The sequence below is a fragment of the Streptomyces sp. NPDC036984 genome, assembly GCF_055607665.1.
In genome coordinates this window covers 1-25974 of the sequence record NZ_JBVJRL010000029.1, presented here as the reverse complement: position 1 = coordinate 25974, position 25974 = coordinate 1, and the positions used below count along the sequence as shown (strand labels likewise).

Here is a 25974-nt window from a genome sequence, read left to right as displayed (position 1 = left end):
AGGACCGCGAGCGCCGTGTTCGACACTCTCTCCGATCGCCTGTCAGCGACTTTCAAGAACCTGCGCGGCAAGGGACGGCTCTCCGAGGCGGACATCGACGCCACGGCGCGCGAGATCCGCATCGCGCTCCTCGAAGCGGACGTGGCCCTCCCCGTCGTGCGCACGTTCATCAAGAACGTCAAGGAGCGCGCGCTCGGGGCCGAGGTCTCCAAGGCGCTGAATCCCGCCCAGCAGGTCCTGAAGATCGTCAACGAGGAACTGATCACCATCCTCGGCGGCGAGACCCGGCGCCTCCGCTTCGCCAAGCAGCCCCCCACCGTGATCATGCTGGCCGGTCTCCAGGGTGCCGGTAAGACCACCCTCGCGGGCAAGCTCGGCCGGTGGCTGAAGGAGCAGGGCCACTCGCCGCTGCTGGTCGCCTGTGACCTCCAGCGCCCCAACGCCGTCAACCAGCTGAGCGTCGTCGCCGAGCGCGCCGGCGTCGCGGTGTACGCCCCGGAGCCGGGCAACGGCGTCGGCGACCCGGTGAAGGTCGCCAAGGACTCCATCGACTTCGCGAAGTCCAAGGTCCACGACATCGTGATCGTGGACACCGCCGGCCGCCTCGGTATCGACGCCGAGATGATGCAGCAGGCAGCGGACATCCGGGACGCGGTCTCGCCGGACGAGATCCTGTTCGTGGTCGACGCCATGATCGGTCAGGACGCCGTCAACACCGCCGAGGCGTTCCGGGACGGCGTCGGCTTCGACGGCGTGGTCCTCTCCAAGCTCGACGGTGACGCCCGCGGTGGTGCGGCCCTGTCGATCCGGCAGATCACCGGCAAGCCGATCATGTTCGCGTCGAACGGCGAGAAGCTGGACGACTTCGACGCGTTCCACCCGGACCGGATGGCCTCCCGCATCCTCGACATGGGTGACCTGCTCACCCTGATCGAGCAGGCGGAGAAGACCTTCAGCCAGGAAGAGGCCCAGAAGATGGCCTCCAAGCTGGCGTCGAAGAAGGGCCAGGACTTCACCCTGGACGACTTCCTGTCCCAGATGGAGCAGGTCAGGAAGATGGGCAGCATCAGCAAGCTGCTCGGCATGCTCCCGGGCATGGGCCAGATCAAGGACCAGATCGCCAACCTGGACGAGCGGGACGTCGACCGCGTCGGCGCGATCATCAAGTCGATGACCCCGGCCGAGCGCCAGGACCCGACGATCATCAACGGCTCCCGCCGCGCCCGTATCGCCAAGGGCTCCGGTGTCGATGTCAGCGCGGTGAAGGGGCTGGTCGAGCGGTTCTTCGAGGCCCGCAAGATGATGTCCCGGATGGCCCAGGGCGGCGGTATGCCGGGCATGCCGGGGATCCCGGGCATGGGCGGCGGCCCCGGCCGGCAGAAGAAGCAGGCGAAGAAGGCCAAGGGCAAGCAGCGCTCCGGCAACCCGATGAAGCGCAAGCAGCAGGAGCTGGAGGCGGCGCAGCGCCGCGAGGCCGCCGCACAGGGTGGCGCCTTCGGCCTGCCGGGCCAGCAGGACGGCCAGGACTTCGAGCTGCCGGACGAGTTCAAGAAGTTCATGGGCTGAGTCCCGCTCGTACGACGCCGGGGGCGCTCCCTTCCGCAGGGGGCGCCCCCAGCGTGTGCCAAGGCCCGCTTCATGTCGTAACGTCCAGATATGAGCAATGCGGCGCCACCCCGCAAGGCCCCTGATCAGCCGTGGCGCGCCGAGGGCACACCGGACGAGCCGCCCCGGCGGCCCGGCGGATTCCGCGGCGGCAAATGGTGGGGGCTGCTCGCCACCGCGGTGATCGTCTTCGTGCTGGCCTACCTCGGGCTGCACTATTTCGGGCAGGGCAACGAGCCGACGATCTCGTACACGCAGTTCAGCAAGGAGGTCGGCGACGGCAACGTCGCCAAGATCTACTCGAAGGGCGACGCGATCCAGGGTCAGCTCAGGAGCCCTCGCACCGATCCCGAGGGCGGCGGCGAGTACACCAAGTTCAAGACGCAGCGGCCGGCCTTCGCGGACGACAGGCTGTGGCAGAACCTGAGCAGCCACGGTGTCACGGTGACCGCGCGGCCGGTCGTGCAGGAACGCAGCCTGCTGTCCAACGTGCTGATCTCCCTGATCCCGATCGCGGTCCTGGTCGTGGTGTGGATCCTCGTCCAACGGCGGCTCGGCGGGATGCTGCCCGGCGCGGGCGGCCTGTTCGGCCGCCGGTCGCCGCCCAAACCGGTCGGGCTGCGGCCGGGCACCGAGCGCACGACCTTCGCCGACGTCGCCGGCATCGACGAGGTCAAGGGTGAACTCGACGACGTCGTCGACTTCCTGGAACACCCCGACGTCTACCGCCAGATGGGCGCGAAGCTGCCCCGCGGGGTGCTGCTCGCCGGGCCGCCCGGCACCGGCAAGACCCTGCTCGCCCGAGCGGTCGCGGGTGAGGCCGGCGTGCCGTTCTTCTCCGCCTCGGCGTCCGAGTTCATCGAGATGATCGTGGGCGTCGGCGCGTCCCGCGTCCGCGAGCTGTTCGCCGAGGCCCGCAAGGTGGCGCCGTCGATCATCTTCATCGACGAGATCGACACCATCGGACGCGCGCGCGGCGGCAGCTCCTCGATGAGCGGCCACGACGAGCGCGAGCAGACCCTGAACCAGATCCTCACGGAGATGGACGGCTTCTCGGGCTCCGAGGGCGTGATCGTCATCGCGGCGACCAACCGCGCGGACATCCTGGACCCGGCGCTGACCCGTCCCGGCCGCTTCGACCGGGTGGTCAACGTCGCCCCGCCCGACCGCGGTGGCCGCGAGTCGATCCTGCGGATCCACACCCGGCAGATCCCGCTCGCGCCCGATGTGGACCTGACCCAGCTGGCCCGCGTGACCCCGGGCATGACCGGCGCGGATCTGGCCAATCTCGCCAACGAGGCCGCTCTGCTCGCGGTCAAACGCAAACAGCAGCAGGTGACCGGCGCCGACCTGTCCGAGGCGCTGGAGAAGGTGCAACTGGGCGCCGAACGCACCCTGATCATGCCCGAGGAGGACCGTCGCCGTACCGCGTACCACGAGAGCGGCCACGCCCTGCTCGGCATGCTGGAGCCCGGCGCCGACCCCGTCCGCAAGATCACCATCGTGCCGCGCGGCCGGGCACTCGGCGTGACCATGTCCACGCCCGAGGTGGAGCGGTACGCCCACTCCGAGAAGTACCTGCGCGGGCGCATCATCGGCGCCCTGGGCGGCATGGCGGCGGAGGACGTCGTCTACGGGGTCGTCACGACGGGTGCGGAGAACGACCTCGAACAGGTCACCAACATCGCGCGCGGAATGGTGGGCCGCTGGGGCATGAGCGAACGCGTCGGCCGGCTGTCCGCCCTGCCGAGCGACGCCCAGCAGGCGTACGGGCTGTCGGCCGCCCCGCAGACCCTGGACGTCATCGACTCCGAGATGCGGCGGATCGTGGACGCGTGCTACGAGGAGGCGTGCCGCAAGCTCCGCGACCACCGTGGCCGGCTGGACGCGCTGGCGCAGGCGCTGCTGGAGCGGGAGACGCTGGAGGAGGCCGACGCGTACCGCATCGCCGGGATCCCCCGCCTCGCCAAGGACAGCGAGGGCGCCTAGGGCACCCGGGCGACGAGGTAGCGGAAGACGTTCGGCATCCACACGGTCCCGTCCGGGCGCCGGTGCGGGTGCAGCGCTTCCGTCAGCTCCTTGTCGACCTGCTTGGGGTCGGTCGCCGCGATCGCCGCGTCGAACAGGCCGGTCGACAGCAGGCCCCGTACCGCGCTGTCGAGGTCGGCGTACCCGAACGGGCACGCGACCCGGCCCGAGCCGTCCGGTTTCAGCCCGGCCCGCTGGGCGACCTCCTCCAGGTCGTCGCGCCGGGCGGGCCGCCAGCTGCCGCCGCCGCGCAGCGGCTCGGTCAGCTTCGCCGCCACACGCAGCACCGAGGAGGTGGCGCAGCGCTCCGGCGGCCCCCAGCCGGCCAGCACCACGGCGGCCCCGCGCCCGGCCAGCGGCAGCGCGCCGGCGAGCAGCTCGCCGAGCCCCGCGGAGTCGCCCGCGAGGCTGCCGACCGGCTCGAAGACGGTCATCAGGGTGTACGCGGCCGGCTCCGCGCCGCCCGCGTCGGGTGGGCCGTCGAGGAGTTGCGCGGCCGTAGGCGCGCGCGTGCCGCGTCTGCCGCTTCCGCCGCCGGGCGGAGGGTCCGGCAGCAGGCGCTCGCGCGCGAGGGCGAGCCGTTCGGGTGAGGCGGAGTCCACGCCGGTGACCGCGGCGCCTCGGGAGGCCGCCATCAGCAGGGCGAGCCCGGAACCGCAGCGCAGGCCCAGCAGCCGGGTGGCGGGGCCCACTTCGAGTCGGTCGTACACGGCTTCGTAGAGCGGTACGAGCATCCGCTCCTGGATCTCGGACCAGTCACGCGCGCGTGCGCTCAGGTCCACGCGGGGTGTGGAGTCCGCGTGAGACACGTGCTGCCGCACGAGCGTAGGTGTCATAGGTAAGCGCCCCAATCCGCCGACAGTTCGCCGCTGTGCCCGGTTGCGTGGCCCCCGTGCCGTGCGCACCCACGTATGCCACGTAACTCCCGGCTCGCTGTGCCGTCCAGGGGTCGTGGGCCCCGGCTTGGGGCCGGGACGCGGGTGTGGCGAGATTTCACATCCCGGCAACCTGCGCGGCCGTACGGTGTCGGCTCCGGGGTACGGGCCGGTGGCGGGGGACGCGGCGGCAGACGGTAACGTCACCGGCGCCCGGGACGCTGACCGGAGTGAGACCGCTGCGTCGAGAGCGGCCGAAACACCTCTTGCGCAGCAGCCGGTCATCGTCGCTTCAGGGCTCCCGAACGGGGCGTAGCGCGGACTACGCACCAGCTTGGTAGGAGCTGTGAGGCTTCTCCGTAGATCAGCGCACCCGCCCTCGTCAGGACGCATCAGCGGCAACTGACGGGTACGTGCAAATTATTTGGGATGACCCGGAATAGGAACACATTCGGGCTCCTGCTCGTTGTCATTACGTGAGCACGACACAGACACCACCAGTCCTCGCCGCAGAGCTGGCGCAGGCGTGGGCCGACATCCAGCGGTACCACCCCGAGCTGCCGGACCTTGCCGCGCCAGAGTCCCTGATCGGGGAGTCGTCGTCCGCGTGCGGTCACGAACTCTCCTTCGAGCGACTGCTCCATGAGGCAGTCCACGGCATCGCCGCCGCCCGTGGCGTCCGCGACACCTCCCGGGCCGGCCGTTACCACAACCGTCGTTTTCTCGCGATCGCCGAGGAATTGGGCCTGGACCACCCCGAGGAGCCGCACCCGAGCAGCGGTTTCTCGCTGGTCACGCTCAACGCCGACGCGAAGCGGCGCTACCGCCCGACCATCGAGCGGCTCCAGCGCGCGCTGAAGGCGCACACGGTGGCCACCTCGGCCGACACCACCCGCACCTTCCGCGGCCCGGCCGCCCGGCACGGCTCCTCCGGCGGTGGCGTCCGCGTCAAGGCGGTGTGCGACTGCGGCCGCAACGTCCGGGTCGTCCCCTCGGTCCTGGCCCAGGCCCCCATCGTCTGCGGCGGCTGCGGCAAGCCGTTCAGAATCCCGGAGGTCATGGGGGTGGCGTAGCCGCGGGCCGCACGTACCGGCATCTCGTGGGTGCCGGAGCGGTCGAGAGCGCGGGTGAGGTCGCCGCTGTCAGCAGCGGCACCTCGGAACGCCGAGCGGTGCACCCGACGTACGTTCACCTCCACGCCGGGTGCCTCCCAGGCATGCCCTGGTCCGGCCCACGCCCCCTCGGCCGGAACCGACCCGCGGGGTGTGGCACAATGGCTAGCTGTACTCGACAGCCGCACAGGACCCCTCTCTCCTCCGGCTGACGCGTCCATCGGGCACTCGGGTACCGCAACCCCACGCGGCGTCTCGCCGTGCCCAACCACGTCAATTCCAGGAGAACCCACTCCCGTGGCAGTCAAGATCAAGCTGAAGCGTCTGGGCAAGATCCGTTCGCCTCACTACCGCATCGTCGTCGCCGACTCCCGTACCCGCCGTGACGGCCGGGCCATCGAAGAGATCGGCAAGTACCACCCGACCTACAACCCGTCGGTCATCGAGGTGGACGCCGAGCGTGTGGCGTACTGGCTCGGTGTCGGCGCCCAGCCGACCGAGCCCGTTCTCGCCATCCTGAAGAAGACCGGCGACTGGCAGAAGTTCAAGGGCGAGCCGGCTCCCGCGCCGCTGCTCGTCGCCGAGCCCAAGCCGGCCCGTCCGTCCTTCGAGGCTCTCGGCGGCGACGACGAGGGCAAGGGTGAGGCCATCACCCAGAAGAAGAAGGCTGAGAAGAAGGACGAGGCCGCTGCTGAGTCCTCTGCGGCTGAGTCGACCGAGGCCTGAGCAGCATGCTCGAAGAGGCGCTTGAGCACCTCGTGAAGGGCATCGTCGACAACCCTGACGATGTGCAGGTCGCCTCGCGCAACCTGCGCCGCGGGCGCGTGCTGGAGGTCCGGGTCCACCCCGACGACCTCGGCAAGGTGATCGGCCGCAACGGCCGCACCGCGCGCGCTCTGCGTACCGTCGTGGGCGCCATCGGCGGCCGCGGTGTCCGCGTCGACCTCGTCGACGTGGACCACGTCCGCTGACGCTTCATCGCAACCGGCTCGGGCCGGGGAGGGCCACTGGGCCGTCCCCGGCCCGCAGTCGTATGACAGGAGACCAAGGACAGTGCAGCTCGTAGTCGCACGGATCGGCCGCGCCCACGGCATCAAGGGCGATGTCACCGTGGAGGTACGTACCGACGAACCCGAGCTCCGGCTCGCGCCCGGCGCCGTACTCGCCACCGATCCCGCCGGCGTGGGACCGCTCACCATCGAGACGGGCCGCGTGCACAGCGGCCGCCTGCTCCTGCGCTTCGAGGGCGTCAGCGACCGCAACGCCGCCGAGGCCCTGCGCAACACCCTGCTGATCGCCGACGTCGATCCGGAGGAACTGCCCGAGGGCGAGGACGAGTACTACGACCACCAGCTCATCGACCTCGACGTGGTCACCGAGGACGGCACCGAGGTCGGCCGGATCACGGAGATCTCGCACCTGCCCTCGCAGGACCTGTTCATCGTGGAGCGCCCGGACGGCAGCGAGGTGATGATCCCCTTCGTCGAGGAGATCGTCACCGACATCGACCTGGCGGAGCAGAAGGCGGTCATCGCGCCCCCGCCGGGCCTGATCGACGACCGCGCGGAGATCGCGTCCACCCGGGAAGCCGCCGGAGACGAGTCGTAATGCGCCTCGACGTCGTCACGATCTTCCCCGAGTACCTGGAACCCCTGAACGTCTCCCTCGTCGGCAAGGCACGCGCGCGTGGGCAGCTGAACGTCCACGTGCACGACCTGCGGAGCTGGACGTACGACCGGCACAACACGGTGGACGACACCCCGTACGGCGGCGGCCCCGGCATGGTCATGAAGACCGATCCCTGGGGCGACGCCCTGGACACGGTCCTCGCCGACGGCTACGAGACCGGCGCCCAGGCCCCCGCGCTGATCGTGCCCACGCCCAGCGGACGCCCCTTCACCCAGGAGCTGGCCGTCGAGCTGTCCGAACGCCCCTGGCTCGTCTTCACGCCCGCCCGCTACGAGGGCATCGACCGGCGCGTGATGGACGAGTACGCCACCCGCATGCCGGTCTACGAGGTCTCCATCGGCGACTACGTGCTCGCCGGCGGCGAGGCGGCCGTACTCGTCATCACGGAGGCCGTGGCCCGGCTGCTGCCCGGCGTCCTCGGCAACGCCGAGTCGCACCGGGACGACTCCTTCGCTCCCGGCGCGATGGCCAGCCTCCTCGAAGGGCCCGTCTACACCAAGCCGCCCGTCTGGCGCGGCCGGGACATCCCCGAGGTGCTGCTCAGCGGCCACCACGGGAAGATCGCCCGCTGGCGCCGCGACGAGGCCCTGAAGCGCACGACGGCCAACCGGCCCGACCTGATCGAGCGCTGCGATCCCAAGGTCTTCGACAAGAAGGACCGCGAGATGCTCTCGATCCTGGGCTGGGCACCGGACCCGGACGGCCACCCGTACGGCCGATTTTGGCGCCGGGCCGAGGGCGTGGAAGAATAGACCGCTGTTGTGCGCCCGTCCGGCGTGCGCCCCTGCCACAGGGGGACACGACGCCCGCCCCGACCCGCACGGCAGACCTCCTGGAACCCCTAGTTTCCGTTGATGACCTGTGGCATCAGCGAAGAAAGCAGACGAAATGTCTCACCTGCTCGACACCGTCGACGCCACGTCGCTGCGCAGCGACATCCCGGCCTTCCGTCCGGGTGACACCGTCAACGTCCACGTGCGCGTCATCGAGGGCAACCGCTCCCGTGTGCAGCAGTTCAAGGGCGTTGTGATCCGCCGCCAGGGCTCCGGTGTCCGCGAGACCTTCACGGTCCGCAAGGTCTCGTTCTCCGTCGGCGTCGAGCGCACCTTCCCGGTGCACACCCCGATCGTCGAGAAGATCGAGCTGGTCACCAAGGGTGACGTGCGCCGCGCCAAGCTGTACTACCTCCGTGACCTGCGCGGCAAGGCCGCGAAGATCAAGGAGAAGCGCGAGAACTGAGCGCTCTGCGGCGTCCACATCGCAGCGGGATAGCATCCTGCTCCGATGGACACCGAAGCACAGCCGACGGAACGCGACCGCTCCTCCCACCCCGGTACTCCGGGGCCGGAGGGCCGGTCGCGTTTCGCGTTGGTGTCGCGGATCACCGAGTGGCTGCCGGGCGGCCGGATCACTCTCACCGTCTTCGTCTGCCTGGCGTTCCTGCTGCTCCTCAACGCCTTCGTGGCGCAGCCGTTCCAGATTCCGAGCGGATCGATGGAGCGGGGTTTGAGGATCGGGGACCGCGTTCTCGTAAACAAGTTGGCGTACCGTTTCGGTGCTCAGCCGCGCCGCGGGGACGTGATTGTGTTCGACGGAACCGGGTATTTCGGGGACGCCGACTACATCAAGCGCGTGGTCGGGGTGGGGGGAGACCACGTGGTCTGCTGCGACAAGAAGGGGAGGATCGAGGTGAACGGCCGCCCGGTCGACGAGACCGCGTTCCTCTATCCCGGGGACAGCGCCTCCAGTGTGCCTTTCGACGTCGTCGTGCCGTCGGGCCGCCTGTTCGTGCTCGGCGACCACCGAAGCGACTCCAGCGACTCCCGCGACCATCTCGGCTCGCCCGGCGGCGGCATGATCCCCGTAGGCGACGTCGTGGGCCGGGCCGACTGGATCGTGTGGCCGTACCGCCACTGGACGCACCTGACCCGGCCGTCCGCCTACGCGCGTGTGCCCGCCGCCCCGGCGGAGGGCGCCCATGGGTAACCGCGGCAAACCGCGCGGGGTGCCCGCCACGCCCGCCGACAACCTGCTGCCCACCGGGGTCCGCCGCACCTCCGCGCCCGGTGGCGGCCGCACGCGCGCGGAGCGGCGCAAACTCCAGCGCAAGGTGAAGCGCAAGCGCAGGCGGTCAGCCGTTCGGGAGATCCCGCTGCTGGTCGGTGTCGCGGTCCTGATAGCGCTCGTCCTCAAGACCTTCCTCGTCCAGGCGTTCGTGATCCCGTCCGGGTCCATGGAGCAGACGATCCGGATCGGCGACCGCGTGCTGGTCGACAAGCTCACCCCGTGGTTCGGCTCCAAGCCGCAGCGCGGGGATGTCGTCGTCTTCCACGACCCGGGCGGCTGGCTCCGGGACGAGCAGACGACCAAGAAGAACGACCCGGTCGTCGTCAAGCAGTTCAAAGAAGGGCTCACCTTCATCGGCCTGCTGCCGTCCGACAACGAGAAAGACCTGATCAAGCGGGTCATCGGGGTCGGCGGCGACCACGTCAAGTGCTGTGACGCGCAGGGCCGCGTCACCGTCAACGGCGCTCCGCTCACCGAAGGCGACTACCTCTACCCGGGGGACGTGCCCTCCACCATGTCCTTCGACATCACCGTCCCAGAGGGCCGGCTGTGGGTGATGGGCGACCACCGGGGCAACTCCGCGGACTCCCGCTCCCACCAGAACACGCCCTACGGCGGCACGGTCTCCGAGGACTCGGTGGTCGGCCGGGCCATGGTCATCGGCTGGCCGGTCGGGCACTGGACGCGCCTGGAAGAACCTAAAACCTTCGCAAGCGTCGGCGACTCGGCCTCGGGGGCGGCCGCTGCTCCCCAGGCGTCGCATAGGGTTGCCTCGGAGAATCCGAACGGAATGACCCAGCTCCCGACCCCTGCGGAACTCCCGCTCGTTATGGGAGTGGTGGGCCTGCGTCGTATGCGGGGCAGGCGGCGGCACAGAGTGAGGAGTTGGCGTGGGGGATGTGGCGGTTGGCGCACGGTCGGGACACGACGGCGAGGAGCACCGCGGGCACCCTGTGGAACCGGACGTTCCCGTACCGGACGGCGCCATGACCTCCGGGAATGACGAGGCCGCGGGCGACGACGGCACGCCGGAGGGCGAGCAGGGGCCGGGCGGCGACGGCCCGGACGCGGGCGCGGCGGCGCTCCGGCCGGGGAAGTCGCGCTCCTTCCTGAAGGAGCTGCCGATCCTGATCGGCATCGCGCTGGTCCTGGCGCTGCTGATCAAGACCTTCCTGGTGCAGGCGTTCTCGATCCCGTCCGACTCGATGCAGAACACCCTCCAGCAGGGCGACCGCGTCCTGGTCGACAAGCTCACCCCGTGGTTCGGCTCCGAGCCCGAGCGCGGCGAGGTCGTCGTCTTCCACGACCCGGACGACTGGCTGGCGGGCGAGCCGACGCCGAACCCGAACCCGGTGCAGAAGGTCCTCAGCTGGATCGGCCTCATGCCGTCCGCGGAGGAGAAGGACCTGATCAAACGGGTGGTCGGGGTCGGCGGCGACACCATCGAGTGCAAGGGCAGCGGCCCGCTGAAGGTCAACGGCAAGGCGCTGAACGAGCCGTACGTCTACCCGGGCAACACGCCGTGCAGCGTGGACGACCAGGGCGGCCAGTTCAAGGTGAAGGTCCCCAAGGGCTACATCTGGGTGATGGGTGACCACCGCCAGAACTCCCGTGACTCCCGCTACAACCAGTCCGACAAGAACCACGGCATGGTCCCCGTCGACAAGGTCGTCGGCCGCGCGATCGTCAAGGCCTGGCCGATCAACCGCTGGGGCACCCTGCCGGTCCCGGACACCTTCGACCAGCCCGGCCTCGACCAGCAGTCCTCCGCCGCCGCGGTCCTGACCGTGGTCCCGCAGGGCGCGACCGTCGCCGCGGTGCTGCCGGTGGCGGTGTGGCGGCGCAGGCGCGCGGACCGGCTCGAGACCAAGGCCGCACCGAAGACGCCCGCCGGCCGACGCTGACCTGGCGGCCGACGGCCCGCCCGACCCGGGGCGAGCGGCCGGCCGGGGTGCTCCGCGAAAAGAGGGGCTGCCCCTGTTCGGTACCGCCGGGTAGGGTGCGGGTCCATGGGTGGCGAGAGCATGACGCGTACGGCCCCGCAGGACGGCGGCACCGGTGCGGCACAGGCCGGCGGAGGCCGACTCGGGCAGCGGCTGTCCGGAGTGGCCGTGGCACTGGGCCTGCTGCTGTTCCTCGGCGGATTCGCCTGGGGAGCGGTGGTCTACCGGCCGTACACCGTGCCCACCAGCTCCATGACCCCCACCATCGACGCCGGCGACCGGGTACTGGCCCAGCGCATCGACGGGGACGAGGTGCGGCGCGGTGACGTGGTCGTCTTCGAGGACAAGAGCTGGGTCGAGAACGCCAAGGTGGTCAAGCGCGTGGTCGCCGTCGGCGGCGACACCGTCTCCTGCTGCACCGACGGCAAGCTGACGGTCAACGGCAAGCAGATCGACGAGCCGTACCTGCCCGAGGGCAGCCTGGCCGAGATCAAGAACTTCGGCACGGTGACCGTCCCCGAGGGCCGTCTCTTCCTCCTCGGCGACGAGCGCCAGGGCTCTTTGGACTCCACCGCCCACCTCACGGAGGCGGGCCAGGGCACCGTCTCCCGCACGGCCGTCTCCGCCCGCGTGGACGCCGTCGTCTGGCCCTGGAAGGGCATGCTCACGCGCCCCACCGGCTTCGAGACGCTCGGCGCCCTCTCCCAGCCCGGCCCGCTGCGCACGATCGAGCTGCTGGTGGCGGCCGGCGCGGTCCTCGTGCTCGGCGGCGGTGCCTACGGCCCGATCGCGGCCCGCGTGAGCCGTTCCCGCGCGCGTACCGCCCGCCCGGAGGCGGCCGGTGCCCGCTGACATCATGCGGCCGGCCGAGGAGTCGTACGAGGGCGAGGGTGGCCCGCGGAAGGTGGCCCGGGTCGTTCTCCTCGACCCCGCGGACCGCATCCTGCTGCTGCACGGCCACGAGCCGGACGACCCGGCCGACGACTGGTGGTTCACCCCCGGCGGCGGTGTGGAGGGCGACGAGACACGCGAGGAGGCCGCGCTGCGGGAACTCGCCGAGGAGACCGGCATCACCGACGTCGAACTCGGCCCCGTGCTGTGGCGGCGCCGGTGCTCGTTCCCGTTCGCGGGCCGCCGCTGGGACCAGGACGAGTGGTACTACCTGGCCCGTACGACGCAGACGGCCACCGCGGCGACGGCGCTGACGGAACTGGAGCGGCGCAGTGTCGCCGGAGCGCGCTGGTGGACCTGTCGGGAACTGACCCGGGCACATGAGACGGTGTATCCGACCAGACTCGCCGAGCTGCTGCGCACGCTGCTCGTCGAAGGTCCCCCGGCCAGGCCCGTGACCCTCGACACGGAAATCGTCTGAGGGCTCCCGGAACTGGCGCACAATGGGGGGATCGCACGGCTGAAGGGGAACATGCCATGAGCGCCGAGGACCTCGAGAAGTACGAGACCGAGATGGAGCTGAAGCTCTACCGGGAGTACCGAGATGTCGTCGGTCTGTTCAAATTCGTGATCGAGACCGAGCGGCGTTTCTACCTCACCAACGACTACGAGATGCAGGTGCACTCGGTCCAGGGTGAAGTGTTCTTCGAGGTGACCATGGCCGACGCCTGGGTCTGGGACATGTACCGGCCGGCTCGGTTCGTCAAGCAGGTCCGCGTACTCACGTTCAAGGACGTGAACATCGAGGAGCTGAACAAGAGCGACCTCGAGCTGCCGGGCGGCTGATGCCACCCTCCCGGGTGGGGGAGTTTTCCACATCCGCCGAGTAATCCACCAAGATCAACAACTTGGGGCGGGATGCGTGACGGTTGGCGCCGGAGGTGGTGCCGACATGAACGCACGAGAAGCAATCGGCAAGTACGGCGAGGACCTGGCCGCCCGGCGGCTCGCCGAGGCGGGCATGACGATCCTGGAGCGCAACTGGCGCTGCGGACGGTCCGGCGAGATCGACATCGTGGCGCGGGACGGTGACGCGCTCGTCGTCTGCGAGGTGAAGACCCGCCGGGGCGGTGACTACGAGCACCCGATGGCCGCCGTGACCCCCGAGAAGGCGGCGAGGCTCCGCGCACTCGCCGAGCACTGGATCCAGGCCCACGGCGGCGCACCGCCGGGCGGCGTCCGCATCGACCTCGTCGGCGTCCTCCTGCCCCTGCGGGGCGCCCCGGCCGTGGAGCACGCGCGGGGGGTGGCCTGAATGGCATTCGCCCGTACGTGCTCGGTGGCCCTGGTGGGCGTCGAAGGCGTGGTCGTCGAGGTCCAGGCCGACCTCGAACCCGGCGTGGCCGCCTTCACCCTGGTCGGCCTCCCGGACAAGAGCCTGACGGAGAGCCGGGACCGGGTGCGGGCGGCGGTGGTGAATTCGGGAGCGGCCTGGCCGTCGAAGAAACTCACCGTCGGCCTGAGCCCCGCATCGGTGCCCAAGAGCGGCAGCGGTTTCGATCTGGCCGTCGCGGCCGCCGTCCTCGGCGCGGCCGAGCGGATCGACCCCCGGGTGCTCGCCGACATCGTCATGATCGGAGAGCTGGGCCTTGACGGCCGGGTCCGGCCGGTCCGGGGCATCCTGCCGGCGGTCCTCGCCGCGGCGGACGCGGGATACGAACAGGTCGTCGTCCCCGAGCCGGCGGTGCCCGAGGCGTCACTGGTGCCGGGCGTGTCGGTGCTCGGTGTACGGAGCCTGCGCCAGCTGATCGCCGTCCTCACCGACGAACCGGTGCCCGACGAGGAACCCGTGCCCGGGGACATCCGCCCCGACCCCTTCCTCGCCGGTCTCGCCCTGCCCGGAACCGGGCCGGGCACAGGCGTCGCCGAGCGCGGGCACACCCCCGACCTGTCCGCTGTCGCAGGCCAGCACACGGCGCGGGCGGCGCTGGAAGTCGCGGCGGCAGGCCGGCACCACGTCTTCTTCAAGGGCCCGCCCGGCGCCGGCAAGACGATGCTCGCCGAACGGCTCCCAGGGCTCCTGCCCGAGCTGGGCCGGGCCGAGTCCCTGGAGGTCACGGCGGTCCACTCGGTGGCCGGGATGCTCCCGCCCGGCCATCCCCTGGTCGACAGACCCCCGTACTGCGCGCCGCACCACTCCGCGACCATGGCCTCACTCGTCGGCGGCGGCAACGGCCTCCCGCGGCCCGGCGCGGTCTCGCTGGCCCACCACGGAGTCCTCTTCCTGGACGAGGCCGCCGAGTTCCACAGCAGCGTCCTCGACGCCCTGCGCCAGCCCCTGGAGTCCGGCCACGTGGTGATCGCCCGAGCGGCGGGGATGCTGCGGATGCCGGCCAGGTTCCTCATGGTCCTGGCCGCCAACCCGTGCCCGTGCGGCCGGCATGGACGCGGCGATGACATCTGCGAATGCAGGCCGTCCTCGATCAAGCGCTACCGCGCCCGGCTGTCCGGCCCCCTGATGGACCGAGTAGACCTACGGGTCACCGTGGAGCCGGTCGCCAGGGCCGAGCTGCTCCGGACGCACACCGGTAACGAACCGACGGCCGTCGTGGCCGACCGCGTCAGGCTCGCCCGGGAACGGGCCGCCCGACGCTACGAGGGACTGCCCTGGCGCACCAACAGCGAGGTGCCCGGACACGAACTGCGCACCCGCTGGCACGTGCAGCCCGGTGCACTCGCCAAGGCCGAGGAGGACCTGGACCGGGGCCTGCTCACCGCCCGCGGCCTCGACCGCGTCCTCCGGGTCGCCTGGACACTCGCCGACCTGGGCGGCCGCGACCGGCCCTCGGCGAACGACGTGAACTGGGCCCTGGAACTCCGCACTGGCGTCCGCCGCGGTGCGCTCCTGGAAGGAATCGGCAGGTGAACGGCAACAGCCCCCGCCACACCGCAGGCCACGGCGACGGCCGGCCTCCGGCGGGGCCCGGCGGGCCACCCGTCGTCGCTGATCACGCACCCGGGTGCCGGGGCCCAGAGGGGCGGTCCCCAGGGCGGCGAGCAGGAACGGCAGCGGGCCGCGCCGCACGATCGGCCTGCCGGCGAACGACAGCGCAAGCAGCGCGGCCCGGCACCCGACCGCGCCGGCCGGCCGAACGGCTCGGCGCCACCACGGCGGGAATCGGCGCATGAGGGACGACGGGTGGCGGGTGAGTCGCGCGGAGGGCCAGGCGACCGGGGGCGGTGAACCGGATGACGAACTGCTCGGCCGGGTCTTTCTCGGGCGGGTGATCGAGCCGGGGGACGAGGTCGGTGGGCGGTGGGTGCGGGAGTTCGGGGTGGGGGAGGTGGTGCGGAGGCTGCGGTGCGGTGGGGCGGCGCTGCCGGGGGTGAGCGGGACCCGGTGGGCGGGGCTCGTCGCGCGGGCCGGGCGGGCCGAGCCGGAGCGGGATCTCGCGGTCGCCCGGGCCGCGGGGGCGCGCTTCGTGTGCCCGGGTGACGCCGAGTGGCCCGGACAGCTCGATGACCTCGGGGACGCCCGGCCCCTCGGGCTCTGGGTGCGCGGCCGGCCCGGTCTGCGCATGTGGGCGCTGCGGTCCGTGGCCGTCGTCGGCGCCCGTGCCTGCACCGAGTACGGCACCCACGTCGCCGCCACCCTCGCCTCCGGCCTCGCCGAGCGCGGCTGGGTCGTCGTGTCGGGCGGTGCCTACGGCATCGACGGCGCCGCCCACAGAGGCGCCCTCGCCGCCCGCGGCGCGACCGTCGCCGTCCTGGCCTGCGGCGTCGACCAGCCCTACCCGCGCGGTCACGCCGCGTTGATCGGCCGGATCGCGGAACAGGGACTGGTGGTGGGCGAGTTGCCGCCGGGGGACCACCCGACCCCCAGCCGGTTCATCCTCCGCAACCGCGTGATCGCCGCGCTGACCAGGGGAACCGTCGTCGTGGAGGCTGCCCGCCGCAGTGGCTCCCTGGCCACCGCACGGGCCGCACAGCGCCTCGGCCGGTTCACCATGGGCGTGCCCGGCCCGGTCACCAGCCCCCTCTCCGCCGGCGTGCACGAACTGTTGCGCGGCGAGGCCACCCTGGTCACCGACGCCACGGAGATCGTCGAACTCGTGGGCGACATGGGTGACCTGGCACCGGTCCGCCGGGGCCCGGTCCTCCCGCGTGACCTGCTGGAACCGGCCGCCCGGACCGTGCTCGCCGCCCTCCCGGGCAGCCGCGCGGCCCCCGCCGAGGAGATCGCGCTCGGCGCGCGCACCACGCCGGACGAGGCGATCGCGAGACTGTACGAGCTCCGAGCACTTGGATACGTCGAACGACACGGCGATGGCTGGAAGTTGACACGCCAGGCGGTGATGTCGGTCCGGGTCCGTCACGGTCCGTGTTGATCGAGCGTGTTCGGCCGTCCGGGGGAACCCCCGACACCCTTGGCCTTTCCCGGAGTTGGCGACTCCGGCCGGTCACACAGAGCGAGCCGTGGAGCGCGGTCACACCCCCGGCGCGAGCCCCCGCGCACGGGTGGTGCCTCGGTGTTCGCACACCGCGACTCCTCAGTCACGCTACGCTCACGAAGGCGTCGGCGCAGACCGCGCCAACCCGACATCAGACCGACACCTCACCCAGGCAGCCCACCTCCCCGTACGAACCCCACTCCCACCCACTTCACGGCACTTCACAGCACTTCACGGCAGAACGGCACAAGGCGACGAATGCCCCAGCACACCTCCGGGTCCGACCGGGCGGCGATCCCCCCAGCCGCCCGCGACGGTGGCAGCGTGCGGCCGCCCGCTCCCTCGACGCTCGACGAGCTGTGGCGGTCGTACAAGGCGACGGGGGACGAGCGGCTGCGGGAGCAGCTGATCCTGCACTACTCGCCGCTGGTCAAATACGTGGCGGGGCGGGTGAGCGTCGGTCTGCCGCCCAACGTGGAGCAGGCCGACTTCGTCTCCTCGGGGGTGTTCGGGCTGATCGACGCGATCGAGAAGTTCGACATCGACCGGGAGATCAAGTTCGAGACGTACGCGATCACCCGGATCCGCGGCGCGATGATCGACGAGCTGCGGGCGCTGGACTGGATCCCCCGCTCCGTCCGGCAGAAGGCGCGGAACGTCGAGCGCGCCTACGCCACCCTGGAGGCGCGGCTGCGGCGGACGCCGACCGAGGGTGAGGTCGCCACCGAGCTGGGCATGGAGGTCGACGAACTCCACGCTGTTTTCAGCCAGTTGTCGTTGGCCAACGTGGTCGCGCTGGAGGAGCTGCTGCACGTCGGTGGCGAGGGCGGGGACCGGCTCAGCCTGATGGACACGCTGGAGGACACCGCCGCCGACAATCCGGTGGAGGTGGCCGAGGACCGGGAGCTGCGGCGGTTCCTGGCGCGGGCGATCAACACGCTGCCCGAGCGGGAGAAGACCGTCGTCACCCTGTACTACTACGAGGGGCTCACCCTCGCCGAGATCGGCAATGTACTCGGGGTCACCGAGAGCCGGGTCAGTCAGATCCACACCAAGTCGGTGCTCCAGCTGAGGGCCAAGCTGGCGAGCTTCGGACGCTGAGTCGCTCCCGTTCGCCCGGGCGCGTCCGTAAAGTGGTCGACGTGCCAAGGATTCGAGCGGCCTCCGTGGCCGAGCACCGGTCGATGCAGCGAGCCGCCCTGCTGGACGCGGCTCGTTCCTTGTTGTCCGAGGGCGGTACGGAGGCGTTGACCTTCCCGGCCCTCGCCGAGCGCACGGGGCTGGCGCGGTCGTCCGTGTACGAGTACTTCCGCTCCCGGGCGGCCGTGGTCGAAGAACTGTGCGAGGCCGACTTCCCGGTATGGGCGGCGGAGGTCGGGGCGGCGATGGAGCGGGCCGGCTCCGCCGAGGGCAAGGTCGAGGCGTACGTCCGGCAGCAGCTGGCGCTGGTCGGGGACCGACGGCACCGGGCGGTCGTGGCGATCTCCGCGAGCGAGCTGGACGCGGGGGCCCGGGAGAAGATCCGGGCGGCCCACGGCGGGCTGGTCGCGATGATCGTGGAGGCGCTGGGGGAGATGGGCCACGCGCAGCCCCGGCTGGCCGCGATGCTGGTGCAAGGGGTCGTGGACGCTGCGGTGCGGCGGATCGAGCTGGGGGCCGCGGAGGATCCTGCGGTGGTGACGGACGCGGCGGTGGCCATGGCTCTGCGGGGCGTGCGGGGCTGAGCCGCGCCGAGCGCGCGCCGCTACCCGTCGGACGCGGCGGTGGCCATGGCTCTGCGGGGGTGTGCAGGGCTGAGCCGCGCCGACCGTGCGCCTCTACCCGTACACCGGCAGCAGTCTCGACGGCCCCCTGGCGAGCAGCCACGGCGGGAGCAGTGACAGCGGGTCCAGGTAGGTCCCGCCGCTCAGCAAGCCCCAGTGCACGCACGTCGCCGGTCCGCAGTGGGACCCGCTCGCTTCCACCACCCCCACGGCCTCCCCCGCCGCCACCTCGTACCCCTTCCGCACCGACGGGCGCACCGGCTCGTACGTGGTGCGCAGATCCGTGCCCGCCAGGGCCACCGACACCACGCCCCGCCCCGCCACCCGCCCCGCGAACAGGACTCGGCCCGGTGCCACCGCCCGTACCGGGGAGCCGGCCGGTGCCGCCAGATCCACACCCCGGTGCCCGGGGCCGTAGACCGTGGCCGGTGGCTCCCAGCCGCGGAGGACCGCCGGACGGACGCCCACCGGCCAGGTGCGGCCGATGGCCGGAACCGGTGGCGCCACGCGGGGCGGCGGTGCGGGGGGCGGGGTGCCCGCCCGGGCCGGGGGAGTCAGGGCCGCGGCCGCCGACGCCAGCAGCAGGGCCGTCCACGCCATCACGTATCGCATGCCGACACCGTGCCGCACCCCCGCCGGTCAAGCCCGCTCCCTGTGGACTACTCGCCGGTTGTGGGCAGCGGCGTCACCCGGTGCCCCGTCGGTCCCGTACACTTCTTCTGGCGATCCGGGTCACCGGGTCGACTTCGCACGCCCGGGTACGGCAGCCGGCAACGGTTCGTACCAAGCGCCCCTCGGTCCCTCGCGGCACGGCGCAACTCGGGCGTCAGGCGCGACCGCCGTCCGGCGGACGCGGCACAACCGAGCAATTCAAGGAGATACGGCCATGGCCGTCGTCACGATGCGGGAGCTGCTGGAGAGCGGCGTCCACTTCGGTCACCAGACCCGTCGCTGGAACCCGAAGATGAAGCGCTTCATCTTCACCGAGCGCAACGGCATCTACATCATCGACCTGCTCCAGTCGCTGTCGTACATCGACCGCGCCTACGAGTTCGTCAAGGAGACCGTCGCCCACGGCGGCACGGTCATGTTCGTCGGCACGAAGAAGCAGGCGCAGGAGGCCATCGCCGAGCAGGCCACCCGCGTCGGCATGCCCTACGTCAACCAGCGCTGGCTGGGCGGCATGCTCACCAACTTCTCGACCGTCTACAAGCGTCTGCAGCGCCTCAAGGAGCTCGAGCAGATCGACTTCGAGGACGTCGCCGCTTCCGGTCTGACCAAGAAGGAGCTTCTCGTGCTCTCGCGCGAGAAGGCCAAGCTGGAGAAGACCCTCGGTGGTATCCGCGAGATGCAGAAGGTGCCCAGCGCCGTCTGGATCGTGGACACCAAGAAGGAGCACATCGCCGTTGGTGAGGCCCGGAAGCTGAACATCCCGGTCGTCGCGATCCTCGACACCAACTGCGACCCCGACGAGGTCGACTACAAGATCCCGGGCAACGACGACGCGATCCGCTCCGTCACCCTGCTCACCCGCGTGATCGCCGACGCCGTCGCCGAGGGCCTCATCGCCCGCTCCGGCGTCGCCACCGGTGACAAGGGTGAGAAGGCCGCGGGCGAGCCGCTCGCCGAGTGGGAGCGCGACCTGCTCGAGGGTGAGAAGAAGGACGAGGCTCCGGCCGCCGAGGCTCCGGTCGCCGAGGCCGCTCCGGCCGCCGAGGCCGCTCCGGCCGAGGCTGCTCCGGCCGAGGGCGAGAAGGCCGCCGAGGGCGAGCAGGCCTGACGCCGGTCCGTCAGCGTTGACGGCGGGGGCGGTACTGCATCCCACGGCGCCTCCGGCGCGGTGGAGTCCGCCCCCGCTGTTCACCCGTAGGTCGGCACGACGTACGCGGTCCGCGACTACATGTGGGTCGCGACCGTGCGGATCTAAACCAGACTTCGAGAAAGACTCACAGACTCATGGCGAACTACACCGCCGCCGACGTCAAGAAGCTCCGTGAGCTCACCGGCGCCGGCATGATGGACTGCAAGAAGGCGCTGGACGAGGCCGAGGGCAACGTCGAGAAGGCCGTCGAGGCGCTGCGCATCAAGGGCCAGAAGGGCGTCGCCAAGCGCGAGGGCCGCTCCGCCGAGAACGGCGCCGTGGTCTCCATCATCGCCGACGACAACTCCTCCGGCGTCCTGGTCGAGCTGAAGTGCGAGACGGACTTCGTCGCCAAGGGCGAGAAGTTCCAGGCCGTGGCCCACGCCATCGCCGAGCACGTCGCCAAGACGAACCCGGCCGACCTCGAGGCCCTGCTGGCGTCCGAGATCGAGGCCGGCAAGACCGTCCAGGCGTTCGTGGACGAGGCCAACGCCAACCTCGGTGAGAAGATCGTCCTGGACCGCTTCGCGCAGTTCGCCGACGGCTACGTCACCGCCTACATGCACCGCACCATGCCTGACCTGCCCCCGCAGATCGGTGTCCTGGTCGAGCTCGACAAGCCGAACGCCGAGGTCGCCAAGGGCGTCGCCCAGCACATCGCCGCCTTCGCGCCGAAGTACCTCTCCAAGGAGGAGATCCCGGCCGAGGTCGTCGAGTCCGAGCGCCGTATCGCCGAGGAGACCACCCGCGCCGAGGGCAAGCCCGAGGCCGCGATCGCCAAGATCGTCGAGGGTCGTCTGAACGGCTTCTTCAAGGACGCCACGCTGCTCGGCCAGCCGTACGCCCTCGACAACAAGAAGTCGGTCCAGAAGGTTCTGGACGAGGCCGGTGTCACCCTGAAGCGCTTCTCGCGCATCAAGGTCGGCATCTGAGTCCGTACCGCGATCGACGCGCGACCCACGGAGAAATCCCCGGGGAAATCCCGATAGGGTCGACAGCAGTCGTCCGCGCACATCGCCACACCCGGGCGTGGGGCGGACGGCAGCAGATCTGACGAGGAGGCCATTGCCGCGCATGGGAGCGAAAAGCAACCCCATCGGCAATGGCCTTCTTCGTATGTGCAACACGTGAAAGAGGCGGGATCCCCATGACCACCAAGGCCCAGAAGAGCGACGACGGCAAAGTACGCGGCCGGTTTCTGCTGAAGCTGTCCGGAGAGGCCTTCTCCGGTGGCGGGGGCCTGGGCGTCGACCCGGACGTGGTGCACAAGATCGCCCGCGAGATCGCGGCCGTCGTGCGTGACGGTGCCCAGGTCGCGGTCGTCATCGGTGGCGGCAACTTCTTCCGCGGCGCCGAACTCCAGCAGCGTGGCATGGACCGCGCCCGCTCCGACTACATGGGCATGCTCGGCACCGTGATGAACTGCCTCGCCCTCCAGGACTTCCTGGAGAAGGAGGGCATCCAGTCCCGGGTGCAGACCGCCATCACCATGGGCCAGGTGGCCGAGCCGTACATCCCGCTGCGCGCCGTGCGCCACCTGGAGAAGGGCCGCGTGGTCATCTTCGGCGCCGGTATGGGCATGCCCTACTTCTCCACCGACACCACCGCCGCCCAGCGCGCCCTGGAGATCGACGCCGAGGCGCTGCTCATGGGCAAGAACGGCGTGGACGGGGTCTACGACTCCGACCCCAAGACCAACCCCGACGCCGTCAAGTTCGACGCCCTCGGCTACGGCGAGGTCATCACCCGCGATCTCAAGGTCGCCGACGCCACCGCCATCACGCTGTGCCGCGACAACAAGCTCCCGATCCTCGTCTTCGAGCTTCTCGCGGAAGGCAATATCGCCCGCGCCGTGAAGGGTGAGAAGATCGGCACGCTGGTGGGCGACCAGGGCAGCCGGGACTGACCCGGGATCAACCCGGCCGTGGTGTGCGGCCCCGTAAGGGGGTCCTACCCAGGCCGGGGGATGGACAATGTCCTGCCGGTCGGGAACCGTGCAGGAAGAAGACGCGACGCAGCCGGCCGCCGCCGACAAGGAACCGCAGCCGGGCCTTACTCAAGACACGCAGGAGCAAGTGGTGATCGAAGAGACCCTCCTCGAGGCCGAGGAGAAGATGGAGAAGGCCGTCGTGGTCGCCAAGGAGGACTTCGCCGCGATCCGCACCGGCCGTGCGCACCCGGCGATGTTCAACAAGATCGTGGCCGACTACTACGGTGCCCCGACGCCGATCAACCAGCTGGCCTCGTTCTCCGTGCCGGAGCCGCGCATGGCGGTCGTGACGCCGTTCGACAAGAGCGCCCTGCGCAACATCGAGCAGGCCATCCGCGACTCCGACCTGGGCGTCAACCCCAGCAACGACGGCAACATCATCCGTGTGGTGTTCCCCGAGCTGACCGAGGAGCGCCGCCGCGAGTACATCAAGGTCGCCAAGGGCAAGGGCGAGGACGCGAAGGTCTCCATCCGCTCCGTGCGCCGCAAGGCCAAGGACGCCATCGACAAGCTCGTCAAGGACGGCGAGGTCGGCGAGGACGAGGGCCGTCGTGCGGAGAAGGAGCTGGACGACACCACGGCGAAGTACGTCGCCCAGGTGGACGAGCTTCTCAAGCACAAGGAAGCGGAGCTGCTCGAAGTCTGATGAGCGACTCTTCCTGGGGGGCGCCGCCACCGGCGGGACAGGCCGGGTACTGGGGGTCCACCGCGGGTGGGCCTGCCCAGGGGGCCGCCCCGGCGGGTCCCGCGTACGATGCGCCTGAGGCCCAGCAGACTCGCCCCATGCCCATCGTGCCCGAGGGACCCGCATACGGCGGAGACCAGGACGACGACCGGGGGGCCGCTCGGCTGAGCGGCCCCTTGTTCCGAGACGAGCCGTTCCAGGCCGGGGGACTCCCGGCCGAGACCCAGAACCCGGAGCCCATGCCCGACGTCCCGCAGCCGGCGCCAGCGCCGCAGAAGAAGAGCGCGGGCCGTGACCTGAGCGCGGCCATAGGCGTCGGTGTGGGACTCGGTGCGGTGATCGTCGCGTCCCTGTTCATCGAGAAGGCCGTCTTCGTCGGCGTGATCGCGGTCGCCGTCGTCGTCGGTCTGTGGGAGCTGACCAGCAGGCTCCAGGAGCGCAAGGGCATCAAGGCACCGCTGGTGCCGCTCGCGGTCGGCGGTGCGGCGATGGTCGTCGCCGGCTATGTGCGCGGTGCCGAGGGCGCGTGGGTCGCCATGGCCCTCACCGCTCTGGCCGCCCTGGTCTGGCGCATGACGGAACCCCCGGAGGGCTACCTCAAGGACGTCACGGCCGGCATCTTCGCCGCGTTCTACGTGCCTTTCCTGGCCACGTTCGTCGCGCTGATGCTCGCCGCCGACGACGGTCCCTGGCGGGTGCTGACCTTCCTGCTCCTGACGGTCGTCAGCGACACCGGTGCCTACGCGGTCGGCTGGCGCTTCGGCAAGCACAAGCTCGCCCCGCGCATCAGCCCCGGCAAGACGCGCGAGGGCCTGCTGGGCGCGGTGCTGTTCGCGATGGTCGCGGGCGCGCTGTGCATGCAGTTCCTGATCGACGACGGCGCCTGGTGGCAGGGCCTGCTGCTGGGCCTCGCGGTCGCGGCCAGCGCCACGCTGGGCGACCTCGGCGAATCCATGATCAAGCGCGACCTGGGCATCAAGGACATGGGCACCTTGCTCCCCGGTCACGGCGGCATCATGGACCGCCTGGACTCACTGCTGCCGACGGCGCCGGTGGTGTGGCTGCTGATGGTGGTGTTCGTCGGCAGCGGCTGACGTGGGCCGCGGTCTGCGTGGCCGTCGGCTCCCGGTGAGCCGCGTGCCGTAGGGCTTCCGGGCCCCCGTCCTGAACGCAGGGTGGGGGCCCGGTGTCGTAGCGCGGCCCCGGATGCCGCAGCAGAAATCGCCGGGCCGGACCGGCGGACGGCAGACTCCCTGAGAGGACGGCGTGTTCTGCGCCGTAAGCGCCGCAGGGAGTATGCCCATGCCCCTCGACCCAGCCGCCGCCCCGGTCGACCCGGCCTCCACCCCGCCCCCTCCGCCCGTGCGGTTCTGGCCCGTCGACGACCTGCCCGCGCTCGACCCCGACCCGCTCCTGGACGAACTGCTGCGCAACGAGCCGGTCACCCGGATCAGGCTGCCGCACGGCGACGGGCACGCCTGGCTGGTCACCCGGTACGAGGACGTCCGCTTCGTCACCTCCGACCCGCGCTTCTCCCGCGAGAAGGTCGTCGGCCGCGATGTCACCACGATGCGCCCGGTGCCGGTGGCCTCGCAGACGGCGGGTCTCCAGTACATCGATCCGCCCCGGCACACCGTGCTGCGCCGGGTCGTCGCCCGCGCGTTCACCGGGCGGAGCATGCAACGGCTGCGCCCGCTCGCGGAGCGCCGGGCCGCCGAACTGCTCGACGGGATGCAGCGCGCCGGCGCACCGGCCGACCTCATGGAACATCTGCACGGCCCATTCCCGATCGCCGTCCTCCGCGACTTCCTCGGCGTGGACGAGAAGGACTGGCACCGCTGGGCCGAGACGGGCGAGGCGCTGCTGTCCGCGGGCGCCGAGTCCAAGGAGCGCGCCATGGCGGCCGCCCAGGCCACCCGGGCCCGCATCGTCGAGCTGCTCCGGCGCCGCCGCGAGGAACCCCGCGAGGACCTGGCCGGAGTGCTGGCGCGGGCGGCCGAGACGGGCGAGATCACGGACGACGAGGCGATCTCCCTGGCCATCGCGGTCCAGGTCAGCGGCGGCCACGCGGTCCGCAACAACAGCGGTTCGATGATGTACGCGCTGCTCACCCACCCCCGGCAGCTGGAGCGGCTGCGCCGCGAGCCGGAGCTGCTGCCGCGGGCCGTGGAGGAGCTGTTCCGCTACGTCCCGCACCGAAACGGCGTCGGCATCCCCCGGGTCGCCACCGAGGACGTGCGGGTCGGCGGCCATCTGATCCGGGCCGGTGACGTGGTCTACAACGCGTACGTCGCGGCCAACCGCGATCCCGAGGTGTTCCCCGACCCCGGCGCCCTGGACTTCGACCGCGAGAACGCCGCCCACCTTGCCTTCGGCCACGGCCCGCACCACTGCCTGGCCGCCGTCATGGCCCGGATGGAGGCCGAGGTCGTGATCGGCTCCGTACTCACCCGCTTCCCCGGCATCCGCCTCGCCGTACCGCCCGAGGAGGTCGGGTTCCAGCGCCAGGGCCTGATCCGCGGACCGCGCACCCTGCCCGTGACCTGGTGACGGAACCTTTCGTACGCGCATGGCGTCTGCGCGTAGGACAGAGGCTGCCGGCATGACCACACAGGCGGGGACCATGATCTTTCTACTGCTCGGCGTCTTGGCGCTCCTCGTCGGCGGATGCGTCTGCGTGGTGTGGGCGGAGCGCGGCGGCCCACGCTGGGCCCGCGCCATCGCGACCGTGACCCTCGCCCTGGGCGCGCTGGCACGCAGCTCCTCGAAGAAGCGAGGCGGGTCCCGCGGCGGAACCAGCCTCGCGGACGGCGACGACTAGCCCCCCGGCCCACCGGCTCGCCTCGCAGGGTCACCCGATTGGATCTGCGACACTGGTACAGCCATGCCTAAGCCCGGAGAACTGATGTTGACCGGATGCTTAGCCTCGGCCTTTCACGAGGGTCTTGTCCGGTCCTTGATCAAACAAGTGGAGAGTACTGCTGACCTGCAACGATGGGACTCGCCTAAGGTCC

The 25974-nt window shown here is 71.0% G+C and carries 28 protein-coding genes; 26 read left to right on the top strand and 2 right to left on the bottom strand.

Annotation, left to right across the window (positions count from 1 at the left end):
• Positions 1-15: 15 nt before the first annotated feature.
• Together ffh and ftsH are read left to right on the top strand one after the other, a co-directional pair.
• Complete coding sequence (gene ffh / locus ACZ7DL_RS34395; protein WP_470780325.1) at positions 16-1566, top strand: signal recognition particle protein; 1551 nt, start codon at positions 16-18, stop codon at positions 1564-1566.
• 90 nt (positions 1567-1656) lie between these two features.
• The gene (gene ftsH, locus ACZ7DL_RS34390) at positions 1657-3594 is read left to right on the top strand and encodes an ATP-dependent zinc metalloprotease FtsH (protein ID WP_470780323.1); all 1938 of its coding nucleotides are present in this window, start codon (positions 1657-1659) and stop codon (positions 3592-3594) included.
• Here ftsH and ACZ7DL_RS34385 read toward each other — a convergent pair.
• Positions 3591-4469, bottom strand: a complete 879-nt coding sequence (locus ACZ7DL_RS34385) for a class I SAM-dependent methyltransferase (RefSeq protein WP_470780321.1) — start codon at positions 4467-4469, stop codon at positions 3591-3593. The two genes, ftsH and ACZ7DL_RS34385, sit on opposite strands and share 4 nt — an antisense overlap.
• Before the next feature lie 515 nt (positions 4470-4984).
• Here ACZ7DL_RS34385 and ACZ7DL_RS34380 point away from each other — a divergent pair.
• The 17 genes from ACZ7DL_RS34380 to ACZ7DL_RS34300 all read left to right on the top strand — a co-directional run bounded on the left by ACZ7DL_RS34380 (position 4985) and on the right by ACZ7DL_RS34300 (position 18385).
• Positions 4985-5581 (top strand): hypothetical protein, encoded by a 597-nt coding sequence (locus ACZ7DL_RS34380; protein WP_470780320.1) that lies wholly within the window; start codon positions 4985-4987, stop codon positions 5579-5581.
• A 336-nt stretch (positions 5582-5917) separates the two neighbouring features.
• The gene (rpsP, locus tag ACZ7DL_RS34375; protein ID WP_470780319.1) at positions 5918-6346 is read left to right on the top strand and encodes a 30S ribosomal protein S16; all 429 of its coding nucleotides are present in this window, start codon (positions 5918-5920) and stop codon (positions 6344-6346) included.
• Positions 6347-6351: 5 nt separating this feature from the next.
• Entirely contained in the window at positions 6352-6591 is a 240-nt protein-coding gene (locus tag ACZ7DL_RS34370) for an RNA-binding protein (RefSeq protein ID WP_003973401.1), read from the top strand.
• Between the two features lie 82 nt (positions 6592-6673).
• Positions 6674-7228: a ribosome maturation factor RimM gene (rimM, locus tag ACZ7DL_RS34365; protein ID WP_470780317.1), complete on the top strand. Its 555-nt coding sequence runs from the start codon at positions 6674-6676 to the stop codon at positions 7226-7228.
• A complete protein-coding gene (trmD, locus tag ACZ7DL_RS34360) occupies positions 7228-8061 on the top strand; it encodes a tRNA (guanosine(37)-N1)-methyltransferase TrmD (protein ID WP_470780315.1) in 834 nt (277 codons plus the stop codon). Before rimM ends, trmD begins: the two co-directional genes overlap by 1 nt.
• 136 nt (positions 8062-8197) lie before the next feature.
• Positions 8198-8548, top strand: coding sequence for a 50S ribosomal protein L19 (gene rplS, locus ACZ7DL_RS34355; protein ID WP_470780314.1), 351 nt, complete (start codon positions 8198-8200; stop codon positions 8546-8548).
• A 45-nt stretch (positions 8549-8593) separates the two neighbouring features.
• Positions 8594-9295 (top strand): signal peptidase I, encoded by a 702-nt coding sequence (lepB, locus tag ACZ7DL_RS34350; protein WP_470780312.1) that lies wholly within the window; start codon positions 8594-8596, stop codon positions 9293-9295.
• The gene (gene lepB, locus ACZ7DL_RS34345; RefSeq protein ID WP_470780310.1) at positions 9288-10379 is read left to right on the top strand and encodes a signal peptidase I; all 1092 of its coding nucleotides are present in this window, start codon (positions 9288-9290) and stop codon (positions 10377-10379) included. Before lepB (ACZ7DL_RS34350) ends, lepB (ACZ7DL_RS34345) begins: the two co-directional genes overlap by 8 nt.
• Complete coding sequence (gene lepB, locus ACZ7DL_RS34340; protein WP_470780308.1) at positions 10267-11280, top strand: signal peptidase I; 1014 nt, start codon at positions 10267-10269, stop codon at positions 11278-11280. Before lepB (ACZ7DL_RS34345) ends, lepB (ACZ7DL_RS34340) begins: the two co-directional genes overlap by 113 nt.
• Positions 11281-11385: 105 nt before the next feature.
• On the top strand, positions 11386-12171 hold the full coding sequence (gene lepB, locus ACZ7DL_RS34335; RefSeq protein WP_470780306.1) for a signal peptidase I: 786 nt from the start codon (positions 11386-11388) through the stop codon (positions 12169-12171).
• Positions 12172-12175: 4 nt separating this feature from the next.
• The gene (locus tag ACZ7DL_RS34330; protein ID WP_470780415.1) at positions 12176-12691 is read left to right on the top strand and encodes an NUDIX hydrolase; all 516 of its coding nucleotides are present in this window, start codon (positions 12176-12178) and stop codon (positions 12689-12691) included.
• 56 nt (positions 12692-12747) lie between these two features.
• Positions 12748-13056, top strand: a complete 309-nt coding sequence (locus ACZ7DL_RS34325; protein WP_004924843.1) for a DUF2469 domain-containing protein — start codon at positions 12748-12750, stop codon at positions 13054-13056.
• 76 nt (positions 13057-13132) lie between these two features.
• Positions 13133-13525 carry a YraN family protein gene (locus tag ACZ7DL_RS34320; protein WP_470780288.1) on the top strand — a complete coding sequence of 131 codons (393 nt, stop codon included), beginning with the start codon at positions 13133-13135 and terminating at the stop codon, positions 13523-13525.
• On the top strand, positions 13526-15136 hold the full coding sequence (locus ACZ7DL_RS34315) for a YifB family Mg chelatase-like AAA ATPase (protein ID WP_470780285.1): 1611 nt from the start codon (positions 13526-13528) through the stop codon (positions 15134-15136).
• Positions 15137-15395: 259 nt separating this feature from the next.
• The gene (gene dprA, locus ACZ7DL_RS34310; RefSeq protein ID WP_470780282.1) at positions 15396-16598 is read left to right on the top strand and encodes a DNA-processing protein DprA; all 1203 of its coding nucleotides are present in this window, start codon (positions 15396-15398) and stop codon (positions 16596-16598) included.
• Positions 16599-16919: 321 nt separating this feature from the next.
• On the top strand, positions 16920-17762 hold the full coding sequence (gene whiG / locus ACZ7DL_RS34305) for an RNA polymerase sigma factor WhiG (protein WP_470780278.1): 843 nt from the start codon (positions 16920-16922) through the stop codon (positions 17760-17762).
• Between the two features lie 65 nt (positions 17763-17827).
• Entirely contained in the window at positions 17828-18385 is a 558-nt protein-coding gene (locus tag ACZ7DL_RS34300) for a TetR/AcrR family transcriptional regulator (RefSeq protein WP_470780413.1), read from the top strand.
• 93 nt (positions 18386-18478) lie between these two features.
• Here the strand turns inward: ACZ7DL_RS34300 and ACZ7DL_RS34295 are convergent, their stop codons facing one another.
• Positions 18479-19036: a peptidoglycan DD-metalloendopeptidase family protein gene (locus ACZ7DL_RS34295; protein ID WP_470780276.1), complete on the bottom strand. Its 558-nt coding sequence runs from the start codon at positions 19034-19036 to the stop codon at positions 18479-18481.
• Between the two features lie 274 nt (positions 19037-19310).
• Between ACZ7DL_RS34295 and rpsB the strand changes: the two genes are divergently transcribed.
• From rpsB to ACZ7DL_RS34260, 7 genes are all read left to right on the top strand, one after another.
• Positions 19311-20204 (top strand): 30S ribosomal protein S2, encoded by an 894-nt coding sequence (gene rpsB / locus ACZ7DL_RS34290; RefSeq protein WP_470780274.1) that lies wholly within the window; start codon positions 19311-19313, stop codon positions 20202-20204.
• 176 nt (positions 20205-20380) lie between these two features.
• On the top strand, positions 20381-21217 hold the full coding sequence (gene tsf / locus ACZ7DL_RS34285) for a translation elongation factor Ts (RefSeq protein ID WP_470780271.1): 837 nt from the start codon (positions 20381-20383) through the stop codon (positions 21215-21217).
• A gap of 215 nt (positions 21218-21432) precedes the next feature.
• Entirely contained in the window at positions 21433-22191 is a 759-nt protein-coding gene (gene pyrH, locus ACZ7DL_RS34280; RefSeq protein ID WP_391847289.1) for a UMP kinase, read from the top strand.
• 172 nt (positions 22192-22363) lie between these two features.
• Positions 22364-22921, top strand: a complete 558-nt coding sequence (gene frr / locus ACZ7DL_RS34275) for a ribosome recycling factor (protein WP_044388432.1) — start codon at positions 22364-22366, stop codon at positions 22919-22921.
• Positions 22921-24054, top strand: coding sequence for a phosphatidate cytidylyltransferase (locus ACZ7DL_RS34270; RefSeq protein ID WP_470780269.1), 1134 nt, complete (start codon positions 22921-22923; stop codon positions 24052-24054). The genes frr and ACZ7DL_RS34270 overlap by 1 nt, the downstream gene beginning before the upstream one ends.
• A gap of 208 nt (positions 24055-24262) precedes the next feature.
• On the top strand, positions 24263-25510 hold the full coding sequence (locus tag ACZ7DL_RS34265) for a cytochrome P450 (protein ID WP_470780267.1): 1248 nt from the start codon (positions 24263-24265) through the stop codon (positions 25508-25510).
• Between the two features lie 52 nt (positions 25511-25562).
• Positions 25563-25781, top strand: a complete 219-nt coding sequence (locus ACZ7DL_RS34260; RefSeq protein WP_470780266.1) for a hypothetical protein — start codon at positions 25563-25565, stop codon at positions 25779-25781.
• Positions 25782-25974: the final 193 nt, after the last annotated feature.